Here is an 11086-nt window from a genome sequence, read left to right on the forward strand (position 1 = left end):
CAGGCGCTCTCCCAGCTGAGCTAATACCCCACAAAAAAAATGGTGGGCCTAAATGGACTTGAACCATCGACCTCACGCTTATCAGGCGTGCGCTCTAACCACCTGAGCTATAGGCCCTTACCTACACTTTACAGTGCGAGTAATATTTTACTATTTATATGGGTGTTTGTCAATTAAAAAATCCACAAAGTTGTAAATAAAACCATAATAAAAGATAAAATATTACGTATTGTTTGATTTAGGCGGTGTTTTAGCGTACCGCCTTCCAAAACAGACTTAAATTTAAGTCTCATTTCATTGATGTAATCCTTAATTCTATTCCTTAACGGGGTATTTCTTATTATTTTTGATTAGTTTCTCTAAAATGATCGTTTCAGGGTCTAATTTTAAATCCGCAGCCATCGCGAGCGCATAAATTAATACATCCGCTAACTCTTCTTTTACGTTCTCTAAATTTGGATTATTATCGTGCCATTGATAATTTTCTAATAATTCTGCTGCTTCAATAATAATTGATTTTGCGAAAGCTTCTGGCGTATCATGACTCTTCCATCCTCTTTCGTCTCTAAACTTGATGATTGTTTCCAGTATGTTCTTCACTTGGGGCCTCCAACACTTTTTTTATTCTTTTTTTCAAGGTGGGTCGATCGATTAAAACAATTCTTCCACACCCCAAACATTTTATTTTACAATCCACACCAAATCGAATAATTTCCCATCTGTTTTCTCCGCACGGATGTCCTTTTTTTAATTCTAACACACTTCCAAGCTTAATGTCTACATCCATATTTAACAATCCTTTATCTTTTGAATCAATGTTTTAAATTCTTCAATTTCTTCTTCACTTGTAAAAGATAAAATCAATTTATTATTAACGATTTTTATGGGTTGATGAAGTGGAAATGTCTTCATAAATTCAAGAGATGTTTCATGTAATTTTTCAGACAAAGAATCAGCTACAGTTTGTCTTTTGATTTGTTTTTTCTTTTTTTCTTTTTTCACTAATGTTTCAATTTCTCGTACCGTTAGTTGATGATCTACAATTAACATGGCAATTGCTTTTATTCGATTGACATCTTTTAATTTGCTTAAAGATCTAGCATGCCCCATAGAAATATTGCCTTTATTTATTTCATCTAAAACAGAATCAGGAAGTGATAATATACCTAGCGTATTACTAACATACGAACGGCTTTTTCCAATTTTTTGTGATAATTCTAAATGTGTTAAATTTAAAGATTCAACGGCGTTTTGATAGGCTCTTGCCTCTTCAACGATGGTTAAATCTTCTCTTTGAATGTTTTCTAAAAGAGCAAGTTCTGCTAAATATTGGTTATTATAATCTCTTACAATTGCAGGGACTGTTTTAAATCCTGCAATAGAGGATGCTTTGCATCTTCTTTCTCCTGCCACAAGCATGTATCCATCTACGACTTTTTTAACAATCACTGGTTGTAAGACACCGTTGATTCGAATAGACTCTGCAAGCTCGTTTAAAGCACTTTCATCAAAATGCTTTCTTGGTTGAAAGGGGTTTGGCACGATTTTTTCCAAATTGATATCGATGACTTCTTCTTTTTCTAAATCTCGAATTTCATTTTCTTGTAAAAGATCACTTAATCCTCGTTTTACAAATGTAGTTTTAGGCATTTCTTGAAATCACCTCTTTTGCGAGCTGTCTATAACTTAATGACGATTTACTCTTTGGAGAATATTCTGTTACAGGAACTCCATAAAAAGTTGCGTTGGAGCAACTGATATTACGAGGGATAATCGTTTGAAATACTTTTTCTCCAAAATACGTTTTTACTTCATTTACAACATGATATCCCGAATTGGTTCTCGTATCAAGCATGGTTAGTAATACACCATAAATGGTTAAGGTTTCTTTGTTTACCTTCTTTTTCCCTTGAACAAGCCTAATCGTGTTTAATAATTGAGTTAATCCATCCATTGCTAAAAATTCGCATTGAACTGGGACGATGACACCATCGGAAGCCATCATTGCGTTAATCGTTACGTATCCAAGGGATGGAGGACAATCAATTAAAATGTAATCGTATTTATCCTTAACTGTTTTTAATTGCGTGTCTAAAATAAAGTCTCGATTAGAATTTAAAATGATTTTTTCTTCAATGCCTTCAACAGTTGTTTTTGCGGGCAGGACATCGATTAAAGGATTGTCAGTTGTAAGCGTCACATTCGTGATGGTTGCTTCTTCAGTCAAACAATCAAAAACGCTTTTTCCAAAACTTCCTCGATTAATTCCCATGCAAGTTGTTGCATTTGCTTGATAGTCCAAATCAATTAATAAAATTTTCTTTCCCAAATAGGATAATGAACTTGCAAGATTAATGGCCGTTGTTGTTTTTCCAACTCCGCCTTTTTGATTGGCAATCGATAATACTATACTCATATGTTTTTCCTTTCAACTACTCTTTTTTAGATAAATATTGGATGAATAAATCGTAATTGTCCTTAAAAAAGCCAATTTGACCCGGTGTGAAAAAATCAACAATTTCAGAAGAAGAAAAGAGTGCATCTATTTCTTCTTTTGAAAAAACTTTCTTCATTTGATCCCACTCGTCCATTCCAGTAATTTCATTGGATAAGTATTGGTAAATCATCGCCATAGCGATGATTTGTTCATCGGTTTCTTTCGTTAAATTGTTCAAAGAATAATCGTACCTGTTGTCCCTATATTCTTCGGACTCGCGAAATTTTGAATAAAAATTAATAATCATCGAAAACATTTCGGTCCTTTGGTTTAACAGGTATTTATCTAATCTGTTAGCGATTTTTTTCATCGAAACACTGATTTCTTCGTTTTCCAATATTTTCGTTAATCCTTTTTCGTGGATATAAATATACAAATCCAAAACATTTGTTATTTCTTTGCCATTTTCATTAAATTGTTCTGAAATAAATACACTTAATTCATCTGCAGCTTTTTGAAAATCGGTGTCTTCATATAAAGGAACTTCTTTTGCTTCTTTTCTAATTTCATCAAGATAATATAAGATATCATCTTGATATTTATCTATAATTTTATTCATTTTAACCCATTCAAAATTTAAATCAGTATATAGTTTTTCCGTATAAAGAATTTGAATGAAGAAAATAATATAAAATAACACTAAAATAACGATATAAATATAAATAGATCCCGATACATCAAATAAAAGAATGAGTCCATCTTGGTGTGTAATGGTATAAAAAACTCCTAAAACAACCAAAATGGTGCCATACACCAAATATGAATACAGCTCTTGATAAAAAATAATGATTGTTAAAGAAATGTAAAAGAACAAATAAGCATAAAAACTACTTGTACCTTGCGTATAAAAAAGTGTAAGTCCAATTGAATAAAGCATTGTAATTTGAATTGCTGGTAAAATTTTATTTATTTTGATTAATAATATGATAATTCCATACACGATAAATAAGACGACAATGACAGTGATTTTGACCGCTAAAGTATAATCCAAAAAGATAGAAAAAGGAATGGTGACTGCTGTAATAACAAGTAAAAAAGCCATAACTAACATTACTTTTATTTTTCGAACTTCACTCGCAGGTAAAAATTCAGTATTGAATACTCTTTTAAAGAAATCTTTCATCAGTTCGCCTTCTTTCCGAAAGCGTCTTTGACAATTTCATCAAATACTTCACTGTTATCTTTATATACTTTTATGATTCTTGGGTCAATATAGTAATAGTAATCTGTGTTAATCAAAATATCATATATTTTGTCTTCAGATAAACCCGGCATCGCAGTTGAACCCTTTTTTAATGCCGCATAAAATAAGACAAATCCGATAATTTTGATTTCAAAATTATCGCTTTGATGATTAAAACTCTTAAAATGAGTTTCCGAGAAAATTTCTCTTTTTTTAATATCGAGGTCAAGAATATGACTTATTTTAATCGCCACTTTACGAAGTTTAAAATGATTACTGATTAAAAGAGCTTCTAGTCTAAAAAAATCTTCTTTCGAATAATTTGGAAATTGTTCAATTAAAACACTTACTGGTGTTTTCTTTTCTAATGCTTCCAAAATTTTTAATTTTTCTTTAAAGACATTTTCGGTTTCAATCTTTATACAAAAAGCATCGATAAAAGAAGCGGTTTTTTTATAATATTCTTCAATGTTCAATGTTTCGCCCATCACTTGTTTTCTTAAATCAATCAATAAATCAATGTTGCGAAACTCGGTTTCTTTTGACAATGCAATTTGATTATAAAAGAATCGTTTTTGTTTGACAATAATATAAGATGAAATGGTCAAAATAGTAATAAATGATAAGAAGAAAAAAGCAACTCCAAATTGATTTTCTAATGTTGCGTTTTGAAAATCAAGGAACTCTGGAAAATGAAGCATAATCATTATCACCGTAAATAGCAATAACAAATTGCTTAATATTAATACTTTTAAATCTTGATAAAAAGCGCTAATCGCATATGCAATAAATAATGCCGTTATTGTGCTAGGAGATTGAAATAAAAAGATCATTCCAATGGTTAATGAAAAAATTCCTAAAGTAGTAATATAGATATTCAACTTATAAAAGTGGGAATCTTCTCTCCCATAAGCCAGCTCAACGATATTTGATGAAATAACAAGCAAAAAACCAACAAGAATTGTAATGGTTTGTTTTAAAGGAAATTCTGCAAGAAACATGTAAAGAACGCTTATAACCATCATTAAAGAAATGATGGACAAAACAAAGTTATTTTTTGTTCTTAAATGTTTGATTTCTAAAAGTTCGCGATAATCTTCGATTTCAGAAAAAACATATGTCTTTTTTCGTTGCAAGCTGACACCTCCTTTTAAAGTGGATGTTTTTTAATTTGCCCAAAATTTCTGGGGTAAATATCTGGGGTTTTATGAAGTTTTTTAATTTTGATAAAAACATATTTAAGGGATTCATCGATTGAGTACGATTGAATGCTATCCACGATTCCTCCAAGTGTTTGAATAGAAGGTAACGCTTCTTTTACTTCTTCTCGGTAGTGTTTTGATTTCATCGCGATGAAATACCCGTCTTTTTTGACAAAAGGCAAACAAAGTTCAGATAAAATTTGAAGTTTCGCAACCGCTCTAGCGCTTACTAGATCAAATGCTTCTTTTTCTTTAAATTCTTCTGCTCTTCCATGAATCAGCCTGACATCTTCTAATTCCAAAAGAACCATAAGTTTTTCTAAAAAAAGAATTCGTTTTTGTAAGGAATCAAGAATAGTAATCTTTAATTTTGGGAAACAGATTTTTAAAGGGATGGATGGAAATCCAGCTCCAGCACCCACATCTAAGATTGTTTGATTGGAAAATAAATACACTTTACTCATACTAAGAGAATCAAAAAAATGTTTTAGATATACATCTTCTTCTTCCGTGATGGTTGTTAAATTCATCACTTGATTCTGTTCGATTAAATAAATGTAATAATCGCGAAACTGTTGTTTCATTTTATCGGTTAGGTCAATCCCTAACGTTTTTAATTTTGCTTGAAAATCCATCGAACTTATCACCTTATCACTATTTTACCATATCAGAAAGATTTTGTAGTTGCTTTTTCCGCAATAGAGAAAAAATGGATATCGATTTCTCTTAAAAAGTGATTCGATATCCATTCTTCATTCTTTTTTTGTTTTAATTGAGATTAATAACATTTGAATATCTGAAGGATTTACTCCACTAATTCTTGAAGCTTGTCCAATGGTTAGTGGTTTAATTTTATTTAATTTACTTCTTGCTTCAAGCGCTAAATTAGTCACTTCATTGTAATCAATATTTTCAGGAATTCTAATTTCTTCTTCTTTTTTTAATTTTTCAGCTTCTTTGATTGCTTTGGTGATGTAGCCTTCATATTTAATATTAATTTCAACTTGTTCTGTTACTTCTGAGTCTAACTCTTGTTTGATTTGGAATAGTCCAGATAAATATTCATAAGTCATTTCAGGCCTTTTCAACAAATCGTAAAGACTTGTTTTTGCTTTTAATAAAGGTAAATGATTCAATTCAAGATAATTATTGACCTCTTTTGTAGGGGTAAGATACGTTTGAGACAATCTTTCCTTTTCTAAATTAATCATGTTTCTTTTTTCTTGAAATAGCCGGTATCGTTCCTTAGAAATTAATCCAATGTTATATCCATAATCTGTTAATCTTAAATCGGCATTATCATGACGCAATAACAATCTAAATTCGGCTCTTGATGTTAACATTCTATAAGGCTCTTTTGTTCCTTTTGTGACAAGATCATCAATCAATACACCAATATACGCTTCATCTCTTCGTAAAATAAGCGGTGGTAATTGATCTATTTTTAGACTGGCATTCAATCCCGCCATAAGTCCTTGTGCCGCGGCTTCTTCGTATCCGCTTGTGCCATTGACTTGTCCCGCAAAATATAAATTTTCAATGACTTTTGATTCTAAAGTTGGCCATAAACTTGTCGGTTCAATTGCATCATATTCAATTGCATAAGCATATTTTGCGATTTCTGCATTTTCAAGTCCTGGAAGAGATTTTACCATTAATTCTTGAACATCAAAAGGCATTGAAGTTGAAAATCCTTGTAAATACACTTCATCAATAAATTGGCTTTCTGGTTCAATAAATAATTGATGTCTTTCCTTGTCCGCAAAGCGAACTAATTTATCTTCAATCGAAGGACAATATCTTGGCCCAACTCCTTTTACTAATCCGCCATACATGGCAGACTTTTGTAAATTATCAAAGATAATGCCGTGAGTTTCCTTTTTTGTATGAATTAAATAACAAGGCCATTCTTTTTCTAAAGGACGTAAATAAGATTTATCAAAACTAAAATGGTGGATAAATCCATCTCCTGGACTTAATTCCATTTTAGAAAAATCAACACTATCTCTTTTAACTCTTGGCGGTGTACCTGTTTTTAATCGAAAGGTTTTGATACCTAAATCTCTTAAATGTTGGCTTAATCCAAGAGAAGCTTTTTGTTTATCTGGTCCTGAAGTTGTTTTTGTGTTTCCGATTAAAATTGCACCTTCCATATAAGTGCCAGTTGTAATAATAACTGTTTTACTTAAATACGAGGATCCATCTTCCAAAACTACTCCTATGACTTTATTTCCTTCAATCATTAAATGTTGGACATATGCTTCAATCATCTCTAAATCATCTTGTTTTTCTAACGTGAGACGCATTTCTCTTGGATATAAAACTTTATCTGATTGGGCACGCAGTGCTCTAACCGCAGGCCCTTTTGAATTATTTAACATCTTCATTTGTAAAGTCGTTTTATCGGTGTTTTTACCCATTTCGCCACCCAAAGCATCAATTTCTCTTACAAGAGTTCCTTTTGCTGGGCCTCCAATAGATGGGTTACAAGGCATAGAAGAAATCATCGAAAAATTGCCCGTAATGAGCAATGTTTTTTTATGAAGTCTAGCAAGTGCTAATACACTTTCGGCCCCAGCATGTCCTCCGCCAATGACAATTGCATCAAACATAATATCACTTTCTTTCTAGTATATTGTACCTAATAATGATAGATTAGTAAAGCAAGAAGAAAAAACACCCAATGTATGGGTGCTTTTAGATTAGTTTATACTTTTTCAAGGCGTTATAAACGCCATTTTCTGTTACCGAAGTCGTTACGTAAGTTGCTGCATTTTTCACTGCTTGATTTGAGTTTCCCATCGCAATTCCAACCTGTACTGCTTGAAACATTGAAATGTCATTGTAGCCATCGCCGATAGCGTAAACATCGTCTTTGGTATAATTTAAATACTGAAGCATTACCCGGACTCCATCCGCTTTTAAATCTCCTTTAATGTTTACGTCATATCCAAATTGATTTGTTTTATTAAACAAAAGTTCTGGAAATTGACTTCTTAATCTTAAAGCAGTTTCATCTTCAAAAATCATAAAAGCTAAAATTTCATTGTTAAGATAAAAGTTTCTATCTACTTCAGGATATTTAACGCTAAACGTATCTGAGAAAAGATGAACCAAATCCGTTTCTTTTCGATATGCTACGTAATCATTGACGCCTTCCATTGCCATATCAGAATGGAGTTCATCAATCGCATCTACAAATCGTTTGACTACTTCTTTTGGTATATATTTTTCATAAATAACTTTTCCCATATGATAGATATAACTTCCATTTGCGGCAATATATGAATCAATTCCTAATTCGTTTTTAACGCCTTCTAGCAGATAAGGAATCCTACCGGTCGCAATAATAGGAATATGTCCATTTTCTTTTAAAGCGATGATGGCTTCTTTAACCATTGAAGCTGGTTTTCCATCATCAATTAATGTTCCATCTAAATCTAAAAATACTAGTGCCATATTTTCGCCTCATATCTAATAAAAGAATCTCCCATGAAGCATCTCCACCCACATACATACCTTACTTAAGGCTGCTTCCGTCAAGATCTGACCTAATTCGTGGATACCTATTGAGTGAAGATGCTTCATAAGAGATTCCTAAGTTATTATAACATATTATGTAAATAATTCAATTATTTTTGTTTGCGCAACTCTTTAAAAAAGGATTTTAATAACTGACTTGATTCTTCTTGTAAAACCAACGGTAAAATTTCAACTTGGTGATTAAAATCGGCCTCAAACACATTCATTTTAGATTGATGTACTCCGCTTTTTGGTTCTAAAGCCCCATACACGAGTCGTTTTAATCTTGATTGTATCATTGCTCCAGAACACATCAGACATGGTTCTAGTGTTACGTATAATACGCATTCATCTAACCTCCAACTTTTAAGTTTTTTACATGCAATATCGATTGCAATCATCTCTGCATGTAAAAAAACATGATTTCCTGTTTCTCGTTGATTAAATCCTCTTGCGATAATTTCTCCGTCTTTTACAATAACGCACCCAACAGGTACTTCATTTAATTCATACGCTTTTTTTGCTTCTAAAAGCGCTTCTTTCATAAAAAATTCGTCAAGATTATTCGAAATCAAATTTGGCATAAATTTGTGGCCTTCCTGGAACGTCATGACAATGTCTACATCTTGCCTCGTAAGAATCTTGAGCTCCAACCAGAATAACTGGATCGGTATAATTTGCCGGTTGATTGTTGATGATTCTTTGTGTTCTTGTTGCAGGAGTATGACATTTAACACAAATAGCTGAAAGTTTCGTGACTTCTTCTGCTAAAGCTAAAAGCTTTGGCATAAAAGAAAAAGGTTCTCCTCTGAAATCTCGATCAAGTCCTGAGACTATGACTCTAATTCCGTGATCAGCTAAGTATTCACAAATTTCAACAGCGTCTTCGTCTAAAAATTGAATTTCATCAATTGCTACAACTTCTGTTGTATCATCGACGTAATCCATCATTTCTTTCGCTTTAGAGATATTAATTGATTTTGTGCGATTATTGTTGTGTGAAACTACTTCATTAGTCGCATATCGATTATCAATTGTAGGCTTAAAGACGATAATATGTTGTTTTGCGTACTCTAATCTTTTAACACGTCTAATGAGTTCTTCTGTTTTTCCCGCAAACATTGGCCCTGTAATAACTTCAATCCAACCTTCTTTTTGTTTTATATACATCAATATATCCCCCTTTTTTCTCATAAATTATTATACTTAATAAGCAAAAAAAAAGCCATACACTATGGCTTTTTTATTTTTATTTATTTTCGGTTTCTTCGATATTATAACGTTTGTTAAACTTGTCAATTCGTCCAGCGACGGTTGTGAATTTTTGTTTCCCTGTATAAAACGGATGGCAATTTGAACAAGTATCAACGCGAATTTCTTTCATAGTTGAGCCGGTTTCAAATACATTTCCACAAGTAGAACAAGTAACAGTTATTTGTTGATATTTAGGATGAATGTCTTTTTTCATTTTTATCTCTCCTTCTGCCATGATTTTTTAGATCATAGAAAGTTTATTAAGCAAAGGTATTATATCAAAGAACATTTGAAAAAGCAAGGGAAAAATTTGCTCCAAAACATTAAATAATTCTTTCCTAATAAATCAATTCTTCTTTAAATGGAATAAATATCAAAATTTATCTTTTTTCTTTGCTTCTTTTATCATTAATTAAAATTAATTCTTTTGCATCAATTACAGTAACATTATTTTCTTTTGCCCATTTTACACAACCATCTAGTGCAGCCTTTAGGAAAATTCTTGGAACTTTAATTAATCCTTTGCATGCTTCATCTGTGAAATGAATCAAAGGATCTGTTCTATCGGCCGCAAATCGAACCGTTGAAATATCCATTTCTTTGGCCGAAGGAATCGGTTCTTTCAAATAATTATTTGAGGGAGAATACCAAAAATGAGTGTTATCTCTATAGCCATAATCTACTGGAATATTTGGAAACGTTTGCTTTTTCACTCCTTGAATAATTCCGTCGCGAAATTTTTCTTTCATAATTATTTTATCAATTCTTAAAATAAAGTGAGATCCAAATTTACTGGTTATTCCATTAAAATCTTTGTAGGGGGGATCATAGCCTTCTAGAAATCCTGGAACGCATTCATTTCCCTTTTCAAGTTCACTAACCCACGTACACTCAAAAACTTGAAAAGCATCGCTTACTACTTGAGGTCTTTTTATATCGTCTTCGAACATAGCTAACCCATCTTCTAATTTTAGAAAGGTTTTAGACATTTTTTCAACAGATGTATCTCCTGGATAACCAAGTCTGACGGTTTCTTTAAAAAGCTTTTTATTATTTGGTAAAAAGTTAAGCGCCACTTTATTCCTTTTTAATATGTTTTGTGCCGTATTCGAATTATTTCTGCATTCTAAAATCATAGCATAATACGATTTCCCTGCAACGTAATAAGGGAAACATAGACTATACGCTCCAAGACTTGTTTTCAAATTATCATCTAAAGAAGATACCAAAATGGTCGGCATTGGAAAATAACTAGATGTTTGATAAAAATTATCGACGATTCTTAAATCTTTAAAACTGGACATAGTTTATCTCCTCGTATAATATGTAGTGTAGTTTTAGGTTTTACCTATCTACATATTAATTATTTATAAGTTTGAAGTCCTAGTGTTATAATTAAGTCAAGATGTAACCAGAAGAATCTGCTTC

Annotated in this window: 13 protein-coding genes, 1 tRNA gene and 1 other RNA gene; all 15 read right to left on the reverse strand. The window is 31.9% G+C overall.

Features of this window, described 5'->3' with window-relative positions; genetic code table 11:
• Positions 1 to 40 precede the first annotated feature (40 nt).
• The 15 genes from KJ971_04000 to KJ971_04070 all read right to left on the reverse strand — a co-directional run bounded on the left by KJ971_04000 (position 41) and on the right by KJ971_04070 (position 10962).
• Positions 41 to 117 (reverse strand) — tRNA-Ile (locus KJ971_04000).
• Positions 118 to 315: 198 nt separating this feature from the next.
• Positions 316 to 600 (reverse strand): nucleotide pyrophosphohydrolase, encoded by a 285-nt coding sequence (locus KJ971_04005; GenBank protein ID MBU1145007.1) that lies wholly within the window; start codon positions 598 to 600, stop codon positions 316 to 318.
• Positions 566 to 787 carry a DUF951 domain-containing protein gene (locus tag KJ971_04010; GenBank protein MBU1145008.1) on the reverse strand — a complete coding sequence of 74 codons (222 nt, stop codon included), beginning with the start codon at positions 785 to 787 and terminating at the stop codon, positions 566 to 568. Before KJ971_04010 ends, KJ971_04005 begins: the two co-directional genes overlap by 35 nt.
• Positions 788 to 789: 2 nt before the next feature.
• Entirely contained in the window at positions 790 to 1650 is an 861-nt protein-coding gene (locus KJ971_04015) for a ParB/RepB/Spo0J family partition protein (protein MBU1145009.1), read from the reverse strand.
• Entirely contained in the window at positions 1643 to 2416 is a 774-nt protein-coding gene (locus KJ971_04020; GenBank protein ID MBU1145010.1) for a ParA family protein, read from the reverse strand. Before KJ971_04020 ends, KJ971_04015 begins: the two co-directional genes overlap by 8 nt.
• Before the next feature lie 16 nt (positions 2417 to 2432).
• Complete coding sequence (locus KJ971_04025) at positions 2433 to 3620, reverse strand: hypothetical protein (GenBank protein ID MBU1145011.1); 1188 nt, start codon at positions 3618 to 3620, stop codon at positions 2433 to 2435.
• On the reverse strand, positions 3620 to 4816 hold the full coding sequence (locus KJ971_04030; protein ID MBU1145012.1) for a hypothetical protein: 1197 nt from the start codon (positions 4814 to 4816) through the stop codon (positions 3620 to 3622). The genes KJ971_04025 and KJ971_04030 overlap by 1 nt, the downstream gene beginning before the upstream one ends.
• Positions 4817 to 4830: 14 nt before the next feature.
• Positions 4831 to 5517, reverse strand: a complete 687-nt coding sequence (gene rsmG / locus KJ971_04035) for a 16S rRNA (guanine(527)-N(7))-methyltransferase RsmG (GenBank protein ID MBU1145013.1) — start codon at positions 5515 to 5517, stop codon at positions 4831 to 4833.
• 117 nt (positions 5518 to 5634) lie between these two features.
• Positions 5635 to 7494, reverse strand: a complete 1860-nt coding sequence (gene mnmG, locus KJ971_04040; GenBank protein ID MBU1145014.1) for a tRNA uridine-5-carboxymethylaminomethyl(34) synthesis enzyme MnmG — start codon at positions 7492 to 7494, stop codon at positions 5635 to 5637.
• 85 nt (positions 7495 to 7579) lie between these two features.
• Positions 7580 to 8341 (reverse strand): Cof-type HAD-IIB family hydrolase, encoded by a 762-nt coding sequence (locus KJ971_04045; protein ID MBU1145015.1) that lies wholly within the window; start codon positions 8339 to 8341, stop codon positions 7580 to 7582.
• 32 nt (positions 8342 to 8373) lie between these two features.
• Positions 8374 to 8468: signal recognition particle sRNA small type (ffs, locus tag KJ971_04050), an RNA gene on the reverse strand.
• Between the two features lie 46 nt (positions 8469 to 8514).
• Positions 8515 to 8988 carry a nucleoside deaminase gene (locus tag KJ971_04055; protein MBU1145016.1) on the reverse strand — a complete coding sequence of 158 codons (474 nt, stop codon included), beginning with the start codon at positions 8986 to 8988 and terminating at the stop codon, positions 8515 to 8517.
• A complete protein-coding gene (locus KJ971_04060) occupies positions 8966 to 9574 on the reverse strand; it encodes a thymidine kinase (GenBank protein MBU1145017.1) in 609 nt (202 codons plus the stop codon). Before KJ971_04060 ends, KJ971_04055 begins: the two co-directional genes overlap by 23 nt.
• Positions 9575 to 9653: 79 nt before the next feature.
• Positions 9654 to 9872, reverse strand: coding sequence for a 50S ribosomal protein L31 (gene rpmE / locus KJ971_04065; GenBank protein MBU1145018.1), 219 nt, complete (start codon positions 9870 to 9872; stop codon positions 9654 to 9656).
• 166 nt (positions 9873 to 10038) lie between these two features.
• Positions 10039 to 10962, reverse strand: coding sequence for a hypothetical protein (locus tag KJ971_04070; protein MBU1145019.1), 924 nt, complete (start codon positions 10960 to 10962; stop codon positions 10039 to 10041).
• Between the last annotated feature and the right edge of the window lie 124 nt (positions 10963 to 11086).

The sequence above is a fragment of the Bacillota bacterium genome (assembly GCA_018818595.1).
In the GTDB taxonomy this organism is placed as follows: domain Bacteria; phylum Bacillota_I; class Bacilli_A; order Izemoplasmatales; family Hujiaoplasmataceae; genus JAHIRM01.

Bases quoted from the DNA above. Each gene is read 5' to 3' on its own strand.
- KJ971_04020 (MBU1145010.1), bottom strand. From the start codon at position 2,416: ATGAGTATAGTATTATCGATTGCCAATCAAAAAGGCGGAGTTGGAAAA.
- KJ971_04010 (MBU1145008.1), bottom strand. From the start codon at position 787: ATGGATGTAGACATTAAGCTTGGAAGTGTGTTAGAATTAAAAAAAGGA.
- mnmG (MBU1145014.1), bottom strand. From the start codon at position 7,494: ATGTTTGATGCAATTGTCATTGGCGGAGGACATGCTGGGGCCGAAAGT.
- rpmE (MBU1145018.1), bottom strand. From the start codon at position 9,872: ATGAAAAAAGACATTCATCCTAAATATCAACAAATAACTGTTACTTGT.
- KJ971_04025 (MBU1145011.1), bottom strand. From the start codon at position 3,620: ATGAAAGATTTCTTTAAAAGAGTATTCAATACTGAATTTTTACCTGCG.
- rsmG (MBU1145013.1), bottom strand. From the start codon at position 5,517: ATGGATTTTCAAGCAAAATTAAAAACGTTAGGGATTGACCTAACCGAT.
- KJ971_04070 (MBU1145019.1), bottom strand. From the start codon at position 10,962: ATGTCCAGTTTTAAAGATTTAAGAATCGTCGATAATTTTTATCAAACA.
- KJ971_04015 (MBU1145009.1), bottom strand. From the start codon at position 1,650: ATGCCTAAAACTACATTTGTAAAACGAGGATTAAGTGATCTTTTACAA.
- KJ971_04055 (MBU1145016.1), bottom strand. From the start codon at position 8,988: ATGCCAAATTTGATTTCGAATAATCTTGACGAATTTTTTATGAAAGAA.
- KJ971_04060 (MBU1145017.1), bottom strand. From the start codon at position 9,574: ATGTATATAAAACAAAAAGAAGGTTGGATTGAAGTTATTACAGGGCCA.
- KJ971_04045 (MBU1145015.1), bottom strand. From the start codon at position 8,341: ATGGCACTAGTATTTTTAGATTTAGATGGAACATTAATTGATGATGGA.